General features: G+C 72.7%; 19 protein-coding genes. 14 read left to right on the top strand and 5 right to left on the bottom strand.

Annotated features, from left to right (window positions below; genetic code table 11):
• Window positions 1-9: 9 nt before the first annotated feature.
• Complete coding sequence (locus Q5694_RS03330) at window positions 10-1,458, bottom strand: mannitol dehydrogenase family protein (RefSeq protein WP_333930434.1); 1,449 nt, start codon at window positions 1,456-1,458, stop codon at window positions 10-12.
• A gap of 357 nt (window positions 1,459-1,815) precedes the next feature.
• Window positions 1,816-2,631 carry a hypothetical protein gene (locus tag Q5694_RS03325; protein ID WP_333930433.1) on the bottom strand — a complete coding sequence of 272 codons (816 nt, stop codon included), beginning with the start codon at window positions 2,629-2,631 and terminating at the stop codon, window positions 1,816-1,818.
• 295 nt (window positions 2,632-2,926) lie between these two features.
• Here Q5694_RS03325 and Q5694_RS03320 point away from each other — a divergent pair, with 295 nt between their 5' ends.
• The 5 genes from Q5694_RS03320 to Q5694_RS03300 all read left to right on the top strand — a co-directional run bounded on the left by Q5694_RS03320 (window position 2,927) and on the right by Q5694_RS03300 (window position 7,661).
• Window positions 2,927-4,078: a S1 family peptidase gene (locus Q5694_RS03320; protein ID WP_333930432.1), complete on the top strand. Its 1,152-nt coding sequence runs from the start codon at window positions 2,927-2,929 to the stop codon at window positions 4,076-4,078.
• Window positions 4,079-4,253: 175 nt separating this feature from the next.
• Window positions 4,254-4,925 (top strand): HEAT repeat domain-containing protein, encoded by a 672-nt coding sequence (locus Q5694_RS03315; protein ID WP_333930431.1) that lies wholly within the window; start codon window positions 4,254-4,256, stop codon window positions 4,923-4,925.
• Between the two features lie 4 nt (window positions 4,926-4,929).
• Window positions 4,930-5,934 (top strand): MerR family transcriptional regulator, encoded by a 1,005-nt coding sequence (locus tag Q5694_RS03310; RefSeq protein ID WP_333930430.1) that lies wholly within the window; start codon window positions 4,930-4,932, stop codon window positions 5,932-5,934.
• A 121-nt stretch (window positions 5,935-6,055) separates the two neighbouring features.
• Window positions 6,056-6,619: a dihydrofolate reductase family protein gene (locus Q5694_RS03305; protein WP_333930429.1), complete on the top strand. Its 564-nt coding sequence runs from the start codon at window positions 6,056-6,058 to the stop codon at window positions 6,617-6,619.
• A gap of 154 nt (window positions 6,620-6,773) precedes the next feature.
• A complete protein-coding gene (locus Q5694_RS03300; protein WP_333930428.1) occupies window positions 6,774-7,661 on the top strand; it encodes a universal stress protein in 888 nt (295 codons plus the stop codon).
• Window positions 7,662-7,665: 4 nt separating this feature from the next.
• Here Q5694_RS03300 and Q5694_RS03295 read toward each other — a convergent pair whose 3' ends face one another.
• Window positions 7,666-8,691, bottom strand: coding sequence for a 6-phosphofructokinase (locus Q5694_RS03295; protein WP_333930427.1), 1,026 nt, complete (start codon window positions 8,689-8,691; stop codon window positions 7,666-7,668).
• Between the two features lie 592 nt (window positions 8,692-9,283).
• Entirely contained in the window at window positions 9,284-10,633 is a 1,350-nt protein-coding gene (locus Q5694_RS03290; RefSeq protein ID WP_443040800.1) for an APC family permease, read from the bottom strand.
• A 465-nt stretch (window positions 10,634-11,098) separates the two neighbouring features.
• Between Q5694_RS03290 and Q5694_RS03285 the strand changes: the two genes are divergently transcribed.
• From Q5694_RS03285 to Q5694_RS03245, 9 genes are all read left to right on the top strand, one after another.
• The gene (locus tag Q5694_RS03285; RefSeq protein WP_333930426.1) at window positions 11,099-11,626 is read left to right on the top strand and encodes a hypothetical protein; all 528 of its coding nucleotides are present in this window, start codon (window positions 11,099-11,101) and stop codon (window positions 11,624-11,626) included.
• A 396-nt stretch (window positions 11,627-12,022) separates the two neighbouring features.
• Window positions 12,023-14,215, top strand: a complete 2,193-nt coding sequence (locus tag Q5694_RS03280) for a hypothetical protein (RefSeq protein ID WP_333930425.1) — start codon at window positions 12,023-12,025, stop codon at window positions 14,213-14,215.
• 103 nt (window positions 14,216-14,318) lie between these two features.
• Entirely contained in the window at window positions 14,319-15,839 is a 1,521-nt protein-coding gene (gene pelF / locus Q5694_RS03275; RefSeq protein ID WP_333930424.1) for a GT4 family glycosyltransferase PelF, read from the top strand.
• The gene (locus tag Q5694_RS03270) at window positions 15,836-17,254 is read left to right on the top strand and encodes a hypothetical protein (protein ID WP_333930423.1); all 1,419 of its coding nucleotides are present in this window, start codon (window positions 15,836-15,838) and stop codon (window positions 17,252-17,254) included. Before pelF ends, Q5694_RS03270 begins: the two co-directional genes overlap by 4 nt.
• Window positions 17,255-17,304: 50 nt before the next feature.
• On the top strand, window positions 17,305-18,306 hold the full coding sequence (locus tag Q5694_RS03265) for a GDP-mannose 4,6-dehydratase (protein WP_333930422.1): 1,002 nt from the start codon (window positions 17,305-17,307) through the stop codon (window positions 18,304-18,306).
• Window positions 18,307-18,389: 83 nt separating this feature from the next.
• Window positions 18,390-19,103, top strand: coding sequence for a nucleotidyltransferase family protein (locus Q5694_RS03260; protein ID WP_333930421.1), 714 nt, complete (start codon window positions 18,390-18,392; stop codon window positions 19,101-19,103).
• A gap of 7 nt (window positions 19,104-19,110) precedes the next feature.
• A complete protein-coding gene (locus tag Q5694_RS03255) occupies window positions 19,111-20,013 on the top strand; it encodes an NAD-dependent epimerase/dehydratase family protein (RefSeq protein WP_333930420.1) in 903 nt (300 codons plus the stop codon).
• Window positions 20,010-20,672 carry a spherulation-specific family 4 protein gene (locus Q5694_RS03250; RefSeq protein WP_333930419.1) on the top strand — a complete coding sequence of 221 codons (663 nt, stop codon included), beginning with the start codon at window positions 20,010-20,012 and terminating at the stop codon, window positions 20,670-20,672. Before Q5694_RS03255 ends, Q5694_RS03250 begins: the two co-directional genes overlap by 4 nt.
• Entirely contained in the window at window positions 20,669-21,508 is an 840-nt protein-coding gene (locus Q5694_RS03245) for an endo alpha-1,4 polygalactosaminidase (protein ID WP_333930418.1), read from the top strand. Before Q5694_RS03250 ends, Q5694_RS03245 begins: the two co-directional genes overlap by 4 nt.
• Window positions 21,509-21,524: 16 nt before the next feature.
• Here Q5694_RS03245 and Q5694_RS03240 read toward each other — a convergent pair whose 3' ends face one another.
• Window positions 21,525-21,833, bottom strand: coding sequence for a hypothetical protein (locus Q5694_RS03240; protein WP_333930417.1), 309 nt, complete (start codon window positions 21,831-21,833; stop codon window positions 21,525-21,527).
• Between the last annotated feature and the right edge of the window lie 272 nt (window positions 21,834-22,105).

Below are 22,105 nucleotides of genomic sequence, written 5' to 3'. Positions count from 1 at the left end.
CTCGGCGCTTCACCGCGGGGCGGCCAGTGCGGAGCGCAGGCTGGCACGGGTGCGGAACGCCCCGGCGAGTGACCTGCGGATGACGGCCACGCTCTCCGCGTCGCCGGCCAGATCACCGAAGACGTCCGTGAGGGCGAGCAAGGGGCCGGGGTCGTCCCCGCCGCGCAGGGCCGCGTCCCGCAGTTCCCCGGCACGGGCGTCCTGCACGTCGATGGGCGCGCCGTCGAGGTCCTGACCGCGCAGGTAGCGCATCCACGCGGCGACGGCGAAGGCCAGCAGGGCGCGGGGCCGGTCCTGGGCGTGCGCCGCGTGCAGCGAGGGCAGCAGGTAGTCGGGCATCTTGGTCGAGCCCCGGCGGCAGAGCCTGGCCAGCGGGTCGCCGATGCCCGGGTTGCGCAGGCGTTCCAGCAGGGAGTCGCAGTAGGCGTCCAGGTCCATCCCCCGCACGTCGGGGGGCAGCAGGGGGACGATCTCCTCGCGCATCAGCCGCTCGACGAAGCCGGCCACCGACGGGTCGTGCATGGCCTCGTCGGTGCTGCGGTGACCGGCCAGGTGCCCGACGTAGCCCAGGGCGCAGTGCACGCCGTTGAGGAGCCGGCTCTTGATGAGCTTGTACGGGGCGACGTCCTCCACGAACAGTGCGCCGGTGCGGTCCAGTGGGGGCCGGTCGTTGCAGAAGTCGTCCTCGATGACCCACTGGGTGAACGGCTCGGTGATCACGGGCCAGCGGTCGCCCACCCGGAAGTCCTCCTCCACCTCGTCCCGTACCCCGGTTGTGGTCGACGGAGTGATCCGGTCGACCATGCTTCCGGGGAAGGACACCCGTTCCGCGATCCACTCGGCCAGTGCCGCCTCGCGCCGCCCGGCGAGGGCCAGAACCGCCTCCCGCGTGGCGGCTGCGCTGTCGGGCAGGTTGTCGCACGACAGCACGGTGAACGGAGCGAGCCGGCCGCGGCGGCGCAGTTCGAGGGCGTCGACGATGAGGCCGAACGCCGTGTCACCGGCCTGGCCGGGCTCGTCGGGAAGCACGTAGCCGTCGGCGGTGATGGTCAGCGTCACCAGGCGGATGCGCGGGTCGGCCAGACGCGTCAGCACCGTCTCGCGGTCCTCGGCCAGCAGAAGGTACTCGACCATGCTCCCTATGACTTTGGCCGCGCTTTCCTCGCCGCCGCGCTCGACCACGGTGAAGAGGTTGTCCTGGGCGTCGAGAACCCGGCCCATTTCCGGCCGTTTCATTCCCACACCCACGACTCCCCAGCGGGTGAAACCCAGCTCCGCGAGCTGGTCGAAATACACCTCTTGATGGGCGCGGTGGAATCCGCCGACTCCGAAATGCACGACCGCCGGCTCCAGCCGGGCCCGGTCGTAACCGGGCGTGGTGACACCGCTGGCGTGTGCAGCGTCGAGAAGACTGCCGTTGTTCAAGGTGGAAACAGGTGGGGGTGACGATTCCGACATGGCGATCCTTTGCGATTTCGTGAGCTCCGCCATGGATTCGACCGCACGTTGCGCCGCCCCGTTGTCCCGAGGAATTCGGTTCCGTGGTCCGGGCAGGGCAGCTGGATGCACGCGCTCGCGCCTGGTGCAGGCACGCAGCGCCGGTCGTGCAGAGAGACTTTCCTGCCTCTGCCGTGACGGGCTCCTACGGAGTACCGCCGAGCGAAAGGCCGAAACCAAAGGGGCGCCGGACATTTCCGAGCGGGAATGCAGGGCGCTGGGCGCTGCCGCCTCGGACAGTGACTGGCGCGGGCTTTCGCCACCGCCGGCACCTCACCCGCGGGGAAAGACAGACGTGTCCTCAAAACGGAGCCACCCCTACGGTGCGCCCGCCCCCGCTTCCAGGTCCCACCCGCGTACGCGGTGGACACGGGCCGTCTTCGGGTACGCCGAGCCGGTGTCCGACCGGGGGCCGATCTCGAACAGGTCGATCAACAGGAAAAGGGGATACGCGGGAGCCTGGGAGGACTGCTGGACGACCACGCCCTCACAGCCGATGAGCGTCCCCGCCGGCCCCCAGACGACGGTCCAGGTGTGGGGCTCCGACGCGTCCAGGGGCACGACGACTTCCGTCATGTCGGTCGTCAACCGTCCGTCCGAGTGCGCCTTCACCCCGCAACGGGCGCGGCTGCCCTGCGCGCCGACGGCGTCCGCGTCGAACTCGAAGATGCACAGCTCCCCGGTGTCCTGCTCGGACAGGTGCTCCGTCCCCACGAGCCACGCCGCGAGCATGCACCCCTCGTCCGCACTCGCGCTGACCGTCACGTCCACGCGTCCGGCAGTCGGTGCCCACAGCAGCCTCTCGGGAGTCTCCGTGCGGACGACCAGTCCGTCCGGGCGATGCCGGTGTGTTCCCCGCCGCGAGTCCACGGGCCCGGAGAAGACGCCGGTCTGCACGCTGGACACCCGCAGCGGAGCGTCCTCCTCGCGCCAGTCCGGCTGGTCGGCGTCGATCCGCAGCCGCAGTCCGGCGGAGTCGATGTCGTACCGTGCCCGCGACCTGTCGGGGGAGGTCCAGTGCGGCAGGTAGTGATCGACCCACCAGTCCCGCCCGAGGTGCGGGGCGGTGAAGTCGTCGGCGAAATCGGCCTCGCGCGCCGGAGGCTCGGGAAGACGCAGGACATCGGGACCCATGCCGCAATCCTGGCAGACGCCCACTCGCCGCCCGGCCGCGCCTTCTCCTCCCGCGAGGGCTCCAAGGGCTTGTCCCGCCGGGCCCGCCGGAACCCATCGCGCCGTACCGGCATCCGTCCGGCAGCTCAACTCCCGCCGCGTGCATGGCAGATGAACCCTCACCGCCCGTATCGGAGGCGGTCCATGGCATAGACCTTTCCTTGATCACGCACTAGGCTCTGCCGCGCACGCCAGAGAGCGCTCTCAAGCTCTGCTGTTCCACCCCCACCCTGCTGGAACAACGAAGGGGCATCCCTTGAGACGCACCACAACCCTGCGCACCGCCCTGTCCGCACTCCTCCTGCTCGGCACCTGGGTCACCGCCAGTGCCCTGCCCGCCTCCGCAGCCGAGTCCCCCGCGCGCTCCCCCCAGGCTCCGGCCTCCCCCGGCCTCCTCGACGCCATGCAACGGGACCTGGGGCTGACCCGCGACGCGGCCGAGGCACGCCTCGCCGCCGAGAGGAAGGCGACCGCGACCGAACGCAAGGCGCGCGAAGCAGCCGGCTCCGCCTACGGCGGCTCCTGGTTCGACGCCGAACGCGGCCGCCTCACCGTGGCCGTCACCAGCGACACCGTCACCGACTCCGTACGCGACACCGGAGCGGCCGTGCGTCTCGTGCGGCACACCGCGCGGCAGCTCGACGCGGCGAAGGCGACCATCGACGCACTGTCCGCGCCCGCCGGTGTGGGCAGTTGGCATGTGGATCCGAAGGCCAACAAGGTCGTCGTGAACGTCGTCGCCGGGCACCGGGACGACAACGATGTCCGGGCCTTCCTCGCCCGGGCCCGTGAGGCCGGTCCGGTGACCGTGCGGCAGACTCCCGCCGCACCACGCACCTTCGCTGCCGGAACCGTCGGTGGCGACCCCTACTACACCGGCAACGTCCGCTGCTCCATCGGCTTCTCCGTGCACGGCGGCTTCGTGACCGCCGGGCACTGCGGCTCGCCGGGCTCGGCCGTCTACGGCTGGGACCGTTCGTACGTCGGCACCTTCCAGGGGTCGTCGTTCCCGGACAACGACTACGCCTGGGTGAACGTGGGCAGCGGCTGGTGGACCGTACCGGTCGTGCTCGGCTGGGGCACGGTCCCCGACCAGCTCGTCCGCGGCTCCGCGGAGGCCCCGGTGGGTGCCTCCGTCTGCCGCTCCGGCTCCACCACGCGCTGGCACTGCGGCAGGGTGCTGGCGAAGAACGAGACGGTGAACTACAGCCAGGGCGCCGTCCACCAGATGACGAAGACGAGCGTCTGCGCCCAACCCGGTGACTCCGGCGGCTCCTTCATCAGCGGTGACCAGGCCCAGGGCGTCACCTCCGGCGGCTGGGGCAACTGCAGCAGCGGCGGCGAGACCTGGCACCAGCCGGTCAACGAGATCCTCAACCGTTACGGGCTGAGGCTGCACACCGCCTGACCTGGCGGCCCGGACCGACCGAGCGGGCCCGCCACCGTCCCGGACATCGACGGTGGCGGGCCCGCGCACACGTCAGCCGTGCCGTCGCGGAGCACGCATGCCGCAGCCCTGCCGTCGGCGTCGTTGACCTTGACACGGTGACAAGGTCTTCACTGCGTCCCGAGGAGGTGGTCCGATGACCACGGCACCACGGGACGCAGACGTGCAGCGGGCACTGCGAGGGCTGGAGGACAACCGTTCGTCCGTGCGGTTGCGAGCGGCCATGGCGGCCGGCTCGACGCCCGACCCCGCCTTCGTCGGCAAGCTCGTCGAGCGATGCGCGGTCGAGCCCGAGTTCTTCGTCCGGGACATGCTCACCTGGGCGCTGACCCGGCACCCGGTGTCCCTGACGCTTCCGGAGCTGTTGCGGGACCTCCGCGCGGACCGTCCGCAGGCGCGCAGCCAGGCGCTGCACACCCTGTCCAAGATCCGGGACCGGCAGGCGTGGCCGGCGATCACCCCTGCGCTGCTGTCCGATGCCGACGACGAGGTGGCGCGGAGTGCCTGGCGGGCAGCGGTCGTGCTCGTGCCGGAGGGCGAGGAGGCCGACTTGGCCGACGTCCTGGTGACGCAGCTCGGGCGCGGTGACCGGAAGGTCCAGCTGAGTCTCAGCCAGGCGCTGGTCGCGCTGGGTGAGGTGATCGTGCCGGTGCTGTCCGTCGCGGCGGCGGCCGGCGACCCGGGGGTGCGTGCGCACGCGCTCGCCACACGTCGGCTGCTGCACGACCCGGACGCGGGGTTCGAGTCGGTGATCGAGGAGGCCAAGCGCATCGTGGCACTCACCGGGGCGCCGCGGGAGGGAGGATAGGAGCGTGCTGATCGGTGAGGTGGCGAGACGTTCCGGGGTCAGTGCCCGCATGCTCCGGCACTACGAGACGCTGGGACTGGTACGGCCTTCCGGCCGTACGGGCTCCGGCTACCGGGAGTACTCCGCGCAGGACATCCGGCGGATCTTCCACGTCGAGAGCCTGCGGTCGCTGGGCCTGTCCCTGCGGGAGATCGGGCGCGCCCTGGACGATCCGGGTTTCACGCCCTCGGCGCTCGTCGGCGACCTCGTCCGCCGGACGCGCGAGCGCATCACCGCCGAGACCGAGCTGCTCGCGCGGCTGAGCAGGATCGAAACGGCGGACCCCACCGACTGGGAGGAGGTCCTGCGGGTCGTCTCGCTGCTCCAGGCACTGGGGTCGCCGAGCGCGGACGTCCGCCAGCGCGCGGCTCTCTCGTCTGCCGACGGGGTCGCCGTGCCGGTGGAGGCCCTGGTCGAGGCGGCGCTGAGCGAGACGGAGCCGAATGTCGCCGGCGCCCTCCGCTGGGCGCTGGCGCAGTCGGGCGAGGGCGCACCCGCACTGCTGGCCAGGGGGCTCGACTCACCGGTGGCCGCGGTGCGGACCCGTGCCGTGCAGTCGCTCGCCGAAATGCCCGGGGAGGAGGCGGCCGGGCACCTGCGGGACGCCCTGGCGGACCCCGACCCCGGGGTGCGGGGGTACGCGGCTCTGGCACTCGGAACGCGGGGGGTGGCAGAAGCGATCCCGACACTCCTCGACATGGTCGTGGCCGGCAGGAACGACACCGACGCCGCGGACGCGCTGAGCGGCCTGTCGAACGATGCCGCCACCGCCGACCGGATCGCGGCCGGCATCGTCGACCGCCTCGCCCACGAGACCACGGGTGCACCGGCACGAGGCCGGCTGACCCAGGCCCTGGCGGACATCCCCGGCACGACCGCCTCCCGGGCCCTGACGACGTTGTCCCACGACGCCGACCGGGCGGTCGCCCTGACGGCCAGGTACCTCCTGCACCTGCGGGACACACGATGACGGATCCTCCGGGCCATGCCGGTGAGGGCTTCGAGGCGCATCGGGGAATCCGGCGCGCCGCGATGAGTTTCGAGGTGTCCTGCGGTCGTACCGTCGAACCCGGTACGGAGGAGGACTTCTCATGCGCAGCGTCACGTACTCGATGAACGTGTCACTGGACGGCTACATCGTCGGGCCCGACGGCCGCTTCGACTGGACGGCGCCCGACCCGGAGGTGTTCCGCTTCTGGATCGACGACATCCGGGGGGTCGGCGTCCATCTGATGGGGCGGCGGCTGTACGAGACGATGCTGTACTGGGAGACCGCCGAGGAGAACGGCTCGCTGGACGAGGCGGAGCGCGAGTGGACCGGGCTGTGGAATCCGCTGCCCAAGGTCGTCTTCTCGACGACGCTGACGACGGTGCAGGGCAACGCCCGCCTGGCCTCCGGCGGGGTGGCGGAGGAGATCGAGCGGTTGCGAGCCGAGCCGGGGGAGGGTGACATCGCCATCGGGGGCGCGGCGCTCGCCGCCGAGGCCGCGGCGTCGGACCTGATCGACGAGTACCGGGCGATGGTCTACCCGGTGCTCGTCGGTGGCGGCACTTCCTTCTTCCCTCGGGGTGAGCGCCGGGTGGATCTCGAACTCGCCGAAACCCGCACCTTCGACTCGAAGTTCGTCTACCTCCGCTACCGCGTGAGGCGATAGCCGGACCGCCCGCCGAGTCGTCCGGCCGGGTCAGTCGCACGAGCCGCGTCCGCCGTGCGAGATCCGGCCACGGTGAGCCGGAAGGGTCCGGGCGTGGAACAGTGGAGAGCAGGACGAGCGCCTGTGACGGCACGGACCGGGCGAAGGAGGCCGGATGCGTCCACCTGTTCTGGCGTGCATCGACGGTTCCGAGTGTGCCGCGGCCGCGGCCGAGTGGGCCGCGCGCGAAGCAGGGCTGCGGGGCGTGGCACTGCGTCTGCTGCACGTGGCCCCGCGGCTTCCCGGGGTCGCCGTCCCGGCGGCGGCCTCCGCCCACCTGCGGGGGATCGGCACTCACCTGGTACGGCGGGCCGTCGAGGATCTCGCCGGGCGCTGTCCGGGTCTCGACGTCGACGGCGCACCTGCCGAGGGGGCCGAAGCCGACGCCATCCTCGACGCCGCTGCGCACGACGTGGGGCTTGTTGTGGCGGGCACCCGCGGCGCAGGCGGTTTCGGGGACCTGGCGGTCGGTTCGACCGCCCTGCGCATCGCGGCAGCGGCTCCGTGCCCCGTCGTGCTCGTGCCTCCCCGCCCGGGGGCGTTCACCGACGGCGTGGCGGGCCGCGGCGGTCCCCGAGTCGTGCTCGGCTTCGACGCTCACCGTCCCGCGGGCGAAGCTGCCGACTTCGCGTTCTCGGCCGCCGAACTGCGCTCGGTTCGCCTGCGCGTGGTGCAGGCGTGGGTCCTGCCCGCCGAGTCCGTCTCCGCCCGCCCGTTCGTGGTGACGGAGGAGGACCGCGCCACCTGGGAAGACCAGGCGGTTGTGGACCTCTCCGATGCTCTGCGCCCGTGGCAGGAGAAGTATCCGCAGGTGAGGGCCACCCTCGACCTGCGGCTGCTCCATCCCGCCGAGGCGCTGCTCAACGCCTCCCGGGACGCGGATCTGCTCGTCGTGGGACGGTGCGCCGAGGCCCGGCCGGCCGGGGGACGACTCGGCCCGGTGACCCACGCCGTGCTGCACCACGCCCGCTGTCCCGTCGCGGTGGTACCGCCCGGAGCGTGACGGTTCAGCCGTAGAACACCTCGAACTCGTCGTACAGCGACGGGTCCACCACCTTGTTCTGCGCCGTGGCGTCGGCGAGCGGCACCCGGACGATCCGCGTGCCCTCCAGGGCGACCATGCAGCCGAAGTCGCCGTCGGCGACCGCCTGGACGGCGTGCAGCCCGAACCGTGTGGCGAGCCACCGGTCGAACGCGCTGGGTGTGCCACCGCGCTGGATGTGGCCGAGAACAGTGGTCCGGGCGTCCTTGTCGGTGCGTGCGGTGATCTCCTGCGCCAGCCACTCGCCGATGCCGGACAGCCGCACGTGGCCGAACTCGTCCAGCGACTGGTCCTTGACGATCATCTGCCCTTCCTTGGGGACCGCTCCCTCGGCCACCACGACGATCGGCGCGTAGTTGATCTCGAACCGGCGCATCACCTGCTCACACACCTGGTCCAGGTCGAAGGGCCGCTCGGGGATGAGGATGACGTTGGCGCCGCCGGCGATCCCCGCGTGCAGGGCGATCCAGCCGGAGTGCCGCCCCATCACCTCCACCACCAGGGCGCGCATGTGGGACTCGGCGGTGGTGTGCAGACGGTCGATCGCCTCCGTCGCGATCCCGACGGCGGTGTCGAAGCCGAAGGTGAAGTCGGTGCACGAGACGTCGTTGTCGATGGTCTTCGGCACTCCGACCACGTCGATCCCCTGCCGGCTCAGTTCCGTGGCCGTCCCCAGGGTGTCCTCCCCGCCGATGACGACGAGCGCGTCCATCGCGTGCGCGGCGAGTGTCTCCCGTACCCGCTGCAGCCCGTTCTCGTGCTTGAGAGGGTTCGTGCGCGAGGAGCCGAGGATGGTTCCGCCCCGGGGCAGGATCCCGCGCACACTGCTGATGTCGAGGGGGACGACGTCGTTCTTGAGAAGGCCCAGCCAGCCGTCCCGGACGCCGAGGAAGTCGAACGCGTGCTCCTGCACGCCCTTGCGTACGACGCTGCGGATCACGGCGTTGAGGCCGGGGCAGTCACCGCCGCCGGTCAGCACTCCCACCCTCATGGCTCTTCTCCCATTCCGCCGCCACGCCGGCCGCGGCCCTCCCGGTGGCGCGAGGCCGCTTCCCGGGGGCATGCCGGTCGCAGCCCTCCTCAAGCGTCCCTCCGAAATGCCCGCCGTGCCCACTCGGCGACCGCCGTCCGCGACACCGGTCGCGGCGGGGCGGGGCCGAGTCGCAGGACCCGGCACGAGTGAGGCCCGGTGCACGCGCACCGGGCCCCGCGTCGGTGTGCGAGAGGCCGGCCGGCGGCCCTGCCACGATCCTGCAGGCTTCCGGCGAGCCCCGACGCGGCCGTCAGTTCAGCCGGTGCCCGCTGGGGCAGACGACGCTCCGGGGCGCGATCCAGGCGCGGCAGTACGGGCAGGAACGGACCTCGCTGAGAGTGGACAGGGCCGTGCGCACCGTCCGTCTCGTCCGGCCCGACACGACGGTCATTCTCCTCAGCAGGAGGCCAGGCACCCCGGGCACGCCCACGTCCTTCCCTCAGGCGGGCACGGCCCGCGTCCAGCACTCGGTGCTCGATCACGCGTTCCCCGACTTCCCCCGCTCATTCCCGGCACTCCGGCCGGAGCAGTCGCCCCCTCCGGCCGCCGCTCAGCGGTGGTCGCGCGCGTCGTCGTCGGCGCGCCGGCCGCGCCGCACCGCGCTGACCGCGCCGAGCACCATGCCGACGGCCACGATCACCAGTCCGCGCAGCCACACCTCCGCCTCGATCTGCGTGGCCAGCAGGACGCAGGAGGCGATGCCCAGGACGGGCAGGACGGTCGGGGCCCGGAAGTGGTCGGCTTCTCCCGTGTCACGGCGCAGGACCAGCACGGCCGTGTTGACCATGAGGAAGACGATCAGGAGCAGCAGTACCAGGGTCGACGCCAGGGTGGCGACGCTGCCGGTGAGCGCGAGGAGCATCGCCAGGAGCGTGGTGACGGCGATCGCGGCCCACGGCGTCCGGCGGCCCGGCAGCACCCTGGTCAGGGCGGCGGGCAGCAGTCCGTCCTTCGCCATGCCGTAGGCCAGACGGGAGGACATGATGCCGGTGAGCAGTGCGCCGTTGGCGACGGCCACGAGTGCGATGGCGCTGAACAGGCGGGTCGGCACGCCGCCCGCCTCCTTCACGACCTCCAGCAGCGGTCCGCTCGACTCGGCCAGGCGGGCGGTCGGCACCGCGGCGGACGCGGCGATGCCCACCAGGACGTACACGGCCCCGGCGGTGGCGAGGGCGCCGAAGAGGGCGCGCGGGTAGGAGCGCCGCGGGTTGCGGGTCTCCTCGGCGACGTTGACGGAGGTCTCGAACCCGACGAAGGAGTAGTACGCCAGTACGGAGCCGCTCAGCACGGCGGCGGCAGCGCCCTTCTCGGGCGTGCCGAGCTGCGTGAGCCGTCCGACGTCGCCGTCGCCGCGCAACAGCAGCCACGCGCCGAGCACGACGATGACGACCAGTCCGCCCACCTCGACGACGGTGGCGACGACGTTGGCCCGGGTCGACTCCTTGATGCCCCGGGCGTTGACCAGGGCGAGCAGGGCCAGGAACACGACGGCGACGAGGGCCACGGGCAGGGTCACGAAGGCCGACAGGTAGTCGCCGCCGAAGCCCCGGGCGAGGGCGGCCACGGAGACGATGCCGGCGGCCAGCATGCAGAAGCCCGCGACGAAGCCGGCGAACGGCCCGAACGCGCGCGTGGCGTAGTGGGAGGCGCCGCCCGCCCGGGGGTACTTCGTCGCCAGCTCGGCGTAGGAGGCGGCGGTCAGCAGTGCCAGCAGCAGCGCGACGGCCAGCGGCACCCACACCGCTCCCCCGGCGTCGGCCGCGACTTGCCCGACCAGCACGTAGACGCCCGCGCCGAGCACATCGCCCAGGATGAAGAAGTACAGCAGCGGAGTGGTCAGCGCGCGCTTGAGCGCCGTGCCCTCCGGGGCCGCTTCCTGACCCGCCGATTCCGCCGGCAATCTGTTCCCGCCATTTCTCGCCATACCGCCTCGTGTCCCCCGAACCGGCCGATGCACGCCCGGCAGGGATCCGCTGCATCGATGGATCCCGTCACATCGCCGCATGTCAGGAGGGGGTGTCCGGCGGGTGACGACTTCGGGCCCGGCCGGCGCTACCGGCCGACCGGGTCACGGCCGGACAGCGGCGGACGGCCGAGAAGGGCAGAGGGCGTGCCGGCGAACGGCGGGGCCGTCGGGGGTCATACGCGCCAATGTCGTCTCGCGGCGCCCCGGCACCGGCCCGCTGCGTCCGGGGCTCCGCCGGACCCGCCCGCGCGCCGACCACCTGGGGAGACGGCCACGGCCCAGGCGCTCCACATTTCCGTCACCCTTCACGCACACAGTGAACACTTCCGGCCGAGCTCTCGGCGGCCTTCGCTCCGTGGGGCAGACGGTGCGGCCGGGCCCTGCTTAGCCTCCCTGGCCATGCGATCACCCCTGATGCGACGTATCGGCCTCGGCGCCTTCCTCGCCGCCGTCCTGACCGTGTCCGGCCTGGCCCCCACCGCCACCGCGGCCGATCCGGCGCCGGCCGAGCTGACCTTCGCCACCGACAGCGCCACCACCACACCCGGCGGCACGGTCAACCTGTCGATGACCCTCACCAACCACAACACCCATGACGTGTGGTTCGTGTACCAGACGATCGACCCGACCTGGCTGACCACGCAGCGGCCCGACCTGAAGTACAGCTTCTCCGGCTGCACCCTGGCCACCGCGAACGGCGCCACCCCTTGCGCCGGGACCGGCCCGGCCGACCTCGGCGGCAACTACGGCACCACCGTCCCGCCCGGCCAGAGCCGTACGGTCACCCTGAAGCTGGACGTCGCCGCCGACTCCGGCTGCAACGGCAACATCGGCTTCTACTCGTACTTCTACGCCGAGTTCAGCAACTCCGAGAACGTCAGCGGCGGCCCGGTCTACACGCCCGTGACGCGCGTGCTCTGCGCCTGACGCACCCCCGGTGAGCCGGCGCGCGTGACCGGAAAGTCACCCTGCCCGGTTCCTCGCACCGGACCGGACCGCCGGTACGGCGACCGGCGGGCCCCCGCGGCCCGCCGGTCCGCCACACATGCCCCGGGCCAGCGGCGAAGCCCTCGCCGCCGCCTCGCCCGGGCTCGCCCGGCGAACGGAAGCGCTCCCGCCCCCTCCCGGGCGCACACGGTTCGACACCTGCGCTTTTTCGTCATGTTGCGCAACACGACCTCGAAATCTGCACACAGACCTCACTATGTGACGCGACGGATGCGCGCCGAACCGGCTTCTGAGGGGGACGCCGGCGGCGCGCAAGGGGGTGCGTCCGCTCCACGGGAGCCGTGCTCACCCCTGCCCGGGAGGGGACACGACCGCATGAAGCGGACCATACGCACCACCATGGTCACGGTGGGCGCGCTCATCGCCGCGCTGGGCCTGCCGGCCGGCACGGCCCACGCCGATCCCGCACCCCGCATCGATCTGCGGGTGCTGGTGGTGAGCGACGGCGGCCCGTCCATCGACGCGATCGCCGCCGAGCTGGCCGCGGCCGGCACGCCGTACACCACGGTCGACCTCACGCAGTCCGGCCGCACCGTGATCGACGCCGACTTCCTCGCGGACACCGTCGACGGCCGGCCCCGTGCCAGGTTCCAGGCCGTGGTGCTGCCCAACGACAATCCGTTCCCGGCCGGTTCGGCCGAGATGGCCGCACTCGCGGCCTACGAGCGGGCGTACGACATCCCGCAGGTCGACGCGTACACCTATGCGCGTCCCGAGGCCGGACTGCAGTATCCGGTCGACGGGGGCTACGCCGGCAGTCTCGACGGCAAGCAGGCCCAGGTGACCGCCGCGGGCGGCTCGGGCCCCTTCGCCTACCTCGACGGCGCGGTGCCCTTCGAGGACAACGACCCGTCCGTCGGCGAGAGTTACGGCTACCTGTCGAAGCCTGTGGCGGGAGCCGACTTCACGCCGTACGTGGAGGCCGCGATCCCGGGGCGGACGGCCAAGGGCACCCTGGTGGGCGAGTACCGCCACGACGGGCGGCGGGAGCTGGTCGTCACCTTCGTCTACAACCGGTATCAGCAGCAGTTCCGGCTCCTGGCCCGCGGCATCGTGGAGTGGATGACCGGCGGTGTGCACCTGGGCGCCTCACGCAACTACTTCTCGGTGCACGTGGACGACGTCTTCGCCGCCGACGACCGGTGGAACAGCACCCTCAACTGCACACCGGGCGACGTCGACTGCACCGACCCGCAGGCGACACCCGACCCCATCCGGATGACGGCCGCCGACGTGGACCACGCCGTCGCGTGGCAGAACGGCAAGGACTTCACCCTCGACTTCGCCTACAACGGCGCCGGCAGCGTCGACCACCGCGAGGACAACAACGGCCGGGATCCCCTCGCCGACCGGCTGATCGCGCGGCGGGGCGAGTTCCGCTGGATCAACCACACCTACTCGCACCCCTTCCTCGGCTGCGTGCAGGACATCTCCGTCGTGCCGTGGAAGTGCGCCACCCACCCCGACGGCAGCACCCGCTGGATGAGCCGCGACGACATCTCCGACGAGATCGCCGTCAACCGGGTCTGGGGCCAGATCGCCGGACTGCCGCTGGTGAACGACGAGTTGGTCACCGGCGAGCACTCGGGCATGAAGGTCCTCCCGCAGCAGCCCCAGGACAATCCCAACCTGGCCCCGGCCCTGGGCGACAACGGCATCGCCTGGCTCGGCTCGGACAACTCGCGTGAGCCCACCCAGCGCCGGGTCGGCCCGGCCACGACCGTGCCGCGCCACCCGATGAACGTCTTCTACAACGCGGGCCGGGCGGCCGAGCAGGTCGACGAGTACAACTGGATCTACACCGGCCGCGCCCAGGGAGGCAGCGGCATCTGCGAGGACAACCCGGACACCACGACCTGCCTCCCGGCTCCCCTGGACACCGCCACCGGTTATGCCGGCCACATCGTGCCGCTGGAGACCCGGATCGCCCTCGGGCACGTCCTGTCCAACGACCCCAAGCCGCACTTCATCCACCAGTCCAACCTCGCCGAGGACCGTATCGCCTACCCCGTCCTCGACGGCGTACTGGACGGCTACAAGGCGCTGTTCGCCGACGACACGCCCCTGGTGAACCCACGGATGCGCGACATCGGCGTCGAGCTGAAGCGCCGTGCCGACTGGCGGGCCGCGCTCGGCGCCGGGCAGGTCACCGCCTACCGCGTCGGCACCACGGTGAGCGTCGACGCCCCGGCCGGCCTGGCGGTCACCGCGACCCTGCCGACCGGCAGCACGCTGCGCGGTGCCGCGTTCGGCCAGGCCTACGCGGGTGCCGTGTCCGGCTGGACCACCGCGGGGAACACGCCCCTCGTCCTCACCCTGCCGGCGTCGGCCGCGCCGGCCGCCGACGACACCTCGGGACCGGCGAAGGTGACCCGCCCCGCACCGCGGACCCGTGTCCCGGCCGGCGTCACCGATCCGCGGACCCGCGTCTCCGCGGGCCTCACGGATCCGCGGACCCGCGTCCCCGCGGGCACCACCGACCGGGTGGGCCACACCGCAGACGGCTGAGCGGCGCACCCGCGCCCCGCACCGACCGAAGGTCCCGGCCGCCCCCTGGGCGGCGGCCGGGACCGGCCCGAACCACCCCGCATCTCAGCCGTGGAGCACACCGATGCCCGTTCCCCAGGGCGCGCGACACACCGGAACGACGCGCGTCACCCTGCTCACCGAAGGCACCTACCCGCACAGCCACGGCGGTGTCAGCGTCTGGTGCGACCAGCTCGTCCAGGGCATGCCCGACCTCGCCTTCGACGTCATCGCCGTCACCGGCACCGGACGCGAGCCGGTCGTGTGGGAACTGCCCGCGCACGTCTCCGGCGTCCTGTCCGTCCCCCTGTGGGGCTCCCCGCCGGCAGGACGCCCGCCCCGGGGCCGTGCGCGCAACCGGCTGACCACCGCGTACGAGCAGTTTCTGACCGCGCTGCTCGACCCGGGCGCCGAGGACGGGTTCGCGCCCGCCCTGTACGCGCTGGCGCGAACCGCACCGGACGGCACGCTGAGCGCGTTCCTGCGCGGGGACCGGGCCGTCGCGATCCTCACCGCCCTGTGGAACCGACCCGGGCTGGCCGTCCGCGAGGCCCGGCCGACCCTGCACGACGCGCTCACCGCGACCGCGCTGCTGGAGCACGCCCTGCGTCCGCTGACCGCCCCGGCACCCGTGAGCGGGGTGGCGCACGCGGTCAGCGGCGGGGTCGCCGTACTGCCCGGGCTCGCCGCCCTGGCGGACCACGGGGTGCCCCTGCTGCTCACCGAGCACGGCGTCTACCTGCGCGAGCGCTACCTGGGTTACCGCACGGCGCCCTACCGGTGGCCCGTGAAGGCCGTGATCCTCGGGTTCTTCCGGCTGCTGGCGCGGGAGAGCTACCTGAAGGCCGCCCTGATCACCCCGGGCAACCGCTACAACCGGCTGTGGGAGGAGGAGGGCGGCGCCGACCCGCGGTCGATCCGCACGGTCTACAACGGCGTCGACCCCGCGGCCTTCCCGGCGGCCGGGCCGGAACCCGAGGTGCCCACGCTCAGCTGGGCCGGCCGCGTCGACCCCATCAAGGACCTGGAGACCCTGATCCGCGCCTTCGCCCTCGTGCGGGCGCGTCTGCCGCAGGCGCGGCTGCGGCTGTTCGGCGGGACCCCGCGCGGCGGAGAGGCCTACCGGGAACGCTGCGAGGCCCTGGCCGCCGAGCTCGGGCACGCGGACGCCGTGACCTTCGAGGGACGCGTCGAGGACATCAAGGACGCCTACGCCGCGGGGAACGTGGTGATGCTCTCCAGCATCAGCGAGGGCTTCCCGTTCACGCTGATCGAGGCCATGTCCTGCGGCCGGGTGACCGTGTCGACCGACGTCGGCGGAGTGCGCGAGGCCGTCGGGGACACCGGGCTGGTGGTGCCCCCGCGCGATCCGCAGGCGATGGCCGCCGCCGCGCTGGAGCTGCTGGACGATGCGGGCCGGCGCAGGGCGATGGGCGAGGCGGCCCGGCTGCGGGTCATCGATCAGTTCACGCTCCGCCGGACCATTGACACGTTTCGCTCCGTCTACCTGGAACTCGCCCACCCCGAACAGGAGCCGACGGTCATGCCCACCGTGGTCAGGATCCCCGCACCGGCCGTCGACGGCGCCGGAAGTCTCGCCCTGTGAGCGGGCCGATATCCCTCGAACCCGGGGGCCCGGAGCAGGACACCCTGGCCATCCGGCTGGCCGGCACCCGGCCGCCCCGCCGGCGCCCGCGCTGGGCCCTCGACGACGACACACTCGCCGTCCGGCTCCCGCGCGGCGGCCCCGACGAACGGGCGGTCAGCGAACTCGCCGCCGAACTCGCCGACCGCATAGGGCCCGCCGTCCACCCCTACGAGGTGGCCGCGCTCCTGGAGGCGGAGGGACTGTCCGCCTCCGTGATCGACGAACGGTACGGTCACCCGAACCTGTTCTCCCTGGCCTCCGCGCTGTACGAGCGCGTGCCGCGCACCTTCCCCGAACCCCCGGCCGCGGCCGACCCGTGGCGTCCCGACACCGTGCGGTGTCTGCTGCGCGGTGTGCTGTTCGCCCTGCCGGGGCTCGCCTACCTGCTGACCGCTCCGCTGTGGAACGCCGGCGGAAACGTTCCCTCTCTCGTCGTCGCCGGGCTCGCCTCCTGGGCGTGGGGGCAGGCCCTCGGCCACCGCGCGCACCTGCGGCTGGCGACCGGACGGCGGGAGGCCGGCCGTACGCTCCTGGTCGGCGCCCCCGCGGGGGCGGTGGTGGCCACGGCGATCGCCGCACTGCCCGCCGGGGGCGGACCCGTGACGCTGGTGGCCGCGGCGCAGTCCGCCTATCTGGCCGCGGCCGGTGTACTGCTGGTGCTGGGCCGGGAACGGCTGCTGCTGGCCGCGCTCAGCCCGCTGCTCGCGGGTGCCGCCGTGCTGCCCTGGTGGGAGCCCGGCGCGGTGGTCCGCACCGGCCTGCCCGCGCTGGCACTGCTCGCCACGCTCGCCGTCACGGCCCACGTCCTGCGCGGCGCCCTGCGTGTCCCGGCCGTCACCGGCGCGAGCGGGCCGCGCCTGCGGTCGTCGCTGCCGTACGGCCTGTTCGGGCTGGCCGCCGGCGTTCTGGTGCTGCTGGAGGGACGGCAGGAGCCGTACGCGGTGATCGTCCTGACGCTCAGCATGGGGCCCGCGGAATGGCTGCTGTACCGCTACCGCGGGCTGTCGGTCGCCGCTCTGCGCTCCACCGCCACGCCCGCCGCTTTCCTGCTGCGCTCGGCGGGCATCCTCGGCCTCTGCCTGCTCGGGTATCTCGCACCGCTGCTGCCCGCGGCGCTGCTCCTGGACGCCGATCCCGTCGCGTTGCTGCTCCTGGCGGCCGCCCTGTGGACCGCGCTGCTGTTGCAGGCCTTCGGGGCGGCCTGGCCACCGGCCGGAATCTGTCTCGCGGCGGCCGCCGGGGCGGCGGCCGTCGTGCTCCTGCGGCTGCCACCGGGCATCGCGACGGCGCTGCCGCTCGGCTGCGGCACCGCCGCTCTGTGTCTGTCGGCGTGCGTCCTGTGGCTGCTCGGCCGGCCCTCCCCGCACGCCTGACCCCGGCCCACGACCCACTCACCTCCCAACCCGTCGAAGGGACCCCTCAGTTGACCTCCGCACCGCTCGCCGCCGTCACCGGAGCCGAAGGCTTCATCGGCTCGCACCTCACCGAGGCCCTGGTGGCCTCCGGCCACCGCGTGAGGGCCATGGCGCAGTACAACTCCTTCTCCTCCTACGGCTGGCTGGAGACCCTGCACCCGGACGTCCTGGACCAGGTGGAGATCGTCCTCGGCGACGTACGGGACCCGGGCTCCGTCCGCGGCCTCCTCGAAGGCGCCGACACCGCCTACCACCTGGCCGCCCTCATCGCGATCCCCTACTCGTACCAGGCACCGCACAGCTACGTGGACACCAACGTCACCGGCACCCTCAACGTGCTGGAGGCCGTGCGGGCCCTGGGCACGCCCCGGCTGGTGCACACCTCCACCAGCGAGACCTACGGCACCGCGCGGACCGTGCCCATCACCGAGGACCACCCCATCAACACCCAGTCCCCGTACGCCGCTTCGAAGGCCGGCGGGGACCGGCTCGCCGACAGCTACCACGCCAGCTTCGACACCCCCGTCGTCACACTGCGGCCCTTCAACACCTTCGGGCCGCGCCAGTCGATGCGGGCGGTCATCCCCACCGTCATCGGCCAGGTCGCCGCCGGGGAGCGCACCATCACCCTCGGGGACCTGCGCCCCACCCGGGATTTCACCTTCGTCAAGGACACCGCCCAGGCGTTCCTCGCCGTCGGCACGGCACCGGCCGGGAAGGTCGTGGGCCGCACCTTCAACGCCGGTACCGGCGGCGAGATCTCGGTCGGCGACCTCGTCGCGCTGATCGGCAAGGTGATGGACACCCCGCTCGACGTGCGGGAGGACGAGGCCCGCATCCGTCCGGCCAACTCCGAGGTGATGCGCCTGGTCGCCGACGCGAGCCGGCTCGCCGCCGCGACCGGCTGGCGACCGGCCCACACCCTGGAGGAGGGCCTCGAACACACCGTGACGTTCTTCCGCGACCCGGCCAACCTCGCCCGCTACAAGACCGGCATCTACAACATCTGAGCCTCGGCGGGCCTCGTCCGCCCCGTCCCCGCACGTCACGCATGTCACGCACGTCCCGAACGTTCACGAAGGAGGAGCCCACCATGCACGCAGTGATCCTGGCGGGAGGCAAGGGCGTCCGGCTGCGGCCCTACACCACGGCGCTGCCCAAGCCGCTCGTCCCCATCGGCGACCAGCACGCGATCCTGGAGATCGTGCTGCGCCAGCTCTCCGCCGCCGGCTTCACCAGCTGCACCATCGCGATCGGCCACCTCGGCGAGATCATCCGCGCCTACGTCGGCGACGGTTCGCAGTGGGGTCTGGCCGTCGACTACGCGACCGAGGAGAGCCCGCTGGGCACCATGGGACCGCTGCTCACCCTGCGCGACCGGCTGCCCGAGACGTTCCTGGTGATGAACGGTGACGTCCTGACCGACCTCGACTACGCCGACGTCCTGCGCCGCCACCGCGGCTCGGGCGCGCCGCTGACGATCGCCACCTACGCCCGCACGGTGCACATCGACTTCGGGGTGCTGACCACGGATGCGAGCAGGGTCGTGGCGTTCACCGAGAAGCCCAGCATGGACTACCGCGTCTCCATGGGGGTCTACGGCCTGTCCCGCTCCACTCTGGACGGCTACACGCCCGGACTGCCGCTCGGGTTCGACGAGTTGGTCCTCGACCTGCTGAAGTCGGACAACCAGCCGCACGCCTACGAGTTCGACGGATACTGGCTGGACATCGGCCGTCCGGACGACTACGACCAGGCCAACGCCGAGTTCACCACCCGCAAGTCGCTTCTGCTCAAGGGAGCCTGAGCACCTCATGCGCATTCTCGTCCTGGGTTCCACCGGTTACCTGGGCGCCCACGTCGCCGAGCGGCTGCGCGCCCTGCCGGGTGCGCAGGTCCTCGGCGGCGGCCGGTCACGGGCCGCCGACCTCGAGGTGGACCTCGCTCGCGTCGGTCCGCAGCACCTGGCGAAGGCCCTCGCCCGAGTCGCGCCCGACGCCGTGATCAACTGCGCGGGCGCGACCGGCGGTGACGCCGTCACGCTGGCCGAGGTCAACGCCCGCGGCCCCGCGGTGCTGTGCGCCGCCCTGCGCGAGGCGGCCCCCGCGGCCCGTCTGGTGCACCTGGGTTCGGCCGCCGAGTACGGGCCGGGAGCCCCCGGCACCCGGGACACGGAGTCGGCGGCCACAAGTCCCGCCGGTCCCTACGGCGCGACCAAGCTCGCGGGCACCGTCGCCGTGACCGGTTCCGGTCTGGACGCGGTCGTCCTGCGCGTGGGCAACCCGGTGGGCCCGGGCGCACCGCCCACCGGCCTGCCCGGCCGGATCGCCGCTCGGCTGCGCGAGGCCGGCGACGACCCGGAGGCGGTGCTGCGGCTGGGCGACCTGTCCGCCCACCGCGACTTCGTCGACGTACGCGACGTGGCACGGGCCGCGGTCCTCGCGGCGACGGCCCCGGGCCCGCTGCCGCGGGTCCTGAACATCGGCGGGGGCCGGGCTCTGCCGGTGCGCGATCTGGTACGGAACCTGACGGCGCTGGCCGGGTTCCGGGGCCGCGTCGAGGAGGCCGCGGCGAGCACCGCGGGCTCCCCGCGCTCCGCGCAGGTGTCGTGGCAGTGCTCCGACATCACCGCCGCGGAGGAGGCCCTGGGCTGGCGCCCGGCCCACACCCTCGACGAGGCGCTGACCGCGCTGTGGGAAGGCGGCCGCACACCGTGAACCTGCTGATCCCGCTGTACGTCCACCCGGCCGAGGATCCGGGAGCCTGGCACCGGCTGATCGCCGCCGCACCCCGCACGTACGGAGTCGTCCTGAACCCGGCGAGCGGTCCGGGCGACGCCCCCGACCCGGCCTTCACCGCAGCGGCCGGCGCCCTGCGGGACGCGGGGGCTCGGCTGCTGGGCTACGCCGACACCGACTACGGCGTGCGTGATCCGGGGGACGTGGTCGAGGACCTGCGCCGCCACCGGGAGTGGTACGGGACGGACGGCTGTTTCCTCGACCGCGTGACCGCCACCGCGGAGGGGCTCGCGGCCTGCCGCCGGCTCGTGCGGTCACTGCGCAGGGCGGGTACCGGAACCGTCGTCCTCAACCCCGGGGTCCACCCGGAGCCGGGGTACGTCCGCCTCGCCGACCTGACGGTCACCTTCGAGGGCCACTGGTCGACGTACGTCTCCGCGTTCAGCCGTCCGGCCTGGGCCGCACGCCGACCGCCCGAGCGGCTCTGCCACCTGGTGTACGGGGTGCCCGACGCGCTCGTCCCGCTCGCCGTGCGGACCGCGCACGAACGCGGAGCGGCCGTCTGCGGCCCGGTGACGGGTGAACCACCCAATCCCTGGGCCACGTTGACACCGGCACTGAGCGGGGCGGAGCGGTGACCCGGACCCGGCCCCGCGCCGCCCTGCTCGCCGCGCTGGCAGGGGCGGCCGCACTGACGGGCTGCTCCGGCGGCGAGGAGCGGCCGGGCGGGGCACACGGCACCGCGACGGCCGCACCGCAGACCACTCCGGCCGGACCCCGCTGGCAGCCCCGTCCCGGCCTCGCCTGGCAGTGGCAACTCGACGGCAAGGCGGACCCGTCGGCCGACGTGCCGGTGTACGACATCGACGGCTTCGAGAACTCCGCCGCGGACGTCGCCCGGCTGCACCGGGCGGGCCGGAAGGTCATCTGCTACATCAATGTCGGCGCGTGGGAGGACTTCCGGCCGGACCGGAAGGCGTTCCCGCGCTCCGTGCTCGGCCGGCCCAACGGCTGGACGGGCGAACGGTGGCTGGACATCCGGCGGTCGGACGTCCTGCGACCGATCATGGAACGCCGCTTCGACATGTGCCGCGACAAGGGTTTCGACGCCGTGGAACCCGATCTGGTGGAGGGATACGGCAACGACACGGGGTTCCCGCTCACCGCACGGGACCAGCTCAGGTACAACCGGATGATCGCGACCATCGCCCACGAGCGGGGGCTGTCGGTGGGGCTGAAGAACGACCTGCCTCAGATCCCCCAGCTCGTGGACCACTTCGACTTCGCGGTCAACGAGGAGTGCGCGCAGTACCGGGAGTGCGGTGCCCTGTCCCCGTTCATCGAGGCCGGCAAGGCGGTGTTCCACGTGGAGTACACCGAGCCACGGAGCAGCTTCTGCGCCGAGTCCCGCCGGCTGGGGCTGTCGTCCATGGTGAAGAAGCCGGAACTCGGGGCGTGGCGCAGCCCCTGCTGAGCCGGTACGTCATACGTCATACGTCCTCGCAGAGTGCGAGGTGACCGACGCGGCCGTGCTGCCCGAGATAGCCCTCACCGACCGTGCTCACAGTCCTCGGCGCGAGCGTGTGGCACAGCCCCGTGGCGCCGTCCGCGTAGACGGCCCTCACCGTCACGGTACCGGCGCAGTTGTTGGTGGCGCTCAGATACCGCCAGCTCTCGTGCACGGCGACACACGCGGGGGCAGGGGTGAGGGAGCTGGCGTGGGCCGCACCGGAGAGGGCGGGGCTCAACACCGTGACGGCGCAGAGAGCGATGCCGGCCCGTTTCATCCGCTTGATCATGGGTCATCTCCGCGTTCGTGCGTAGGTGGCTTCGAAAGGTGTCGGCAACCGCCGCGCGTTCGGCGACGGCGCGTTCGAGAACTGAACTTGTCGTTCCCGGGCGCCGGACGCAAAGACGAGCATCTCTTCCGGACAGGGCGGGTCTTGCAACGGCGCGGGGGCGAACTCCCGCGCGCGGCCGCTGTTCCCGCGCCGCACGTCCACACCGGGCCTTCAACCTTTACGCGGGGCACGAGCCGAGTCGCCGCTGTTTCCCCACACGGACGCACTCG

Origin of the sequence: Streptomyces sp. AHA2, from assembly GCF_036857595.1 — a bacterium.
Classification (GTDB): Bacteria; Actinomycetota; Actinomycetes; order Streptomycetales; family Streptomycetaceae; genus Streptomyces.
Note: the sequence above shows the minus strand (reverse complement) of the source record. Positions and strands in the feature narration are given on the sequence as shown.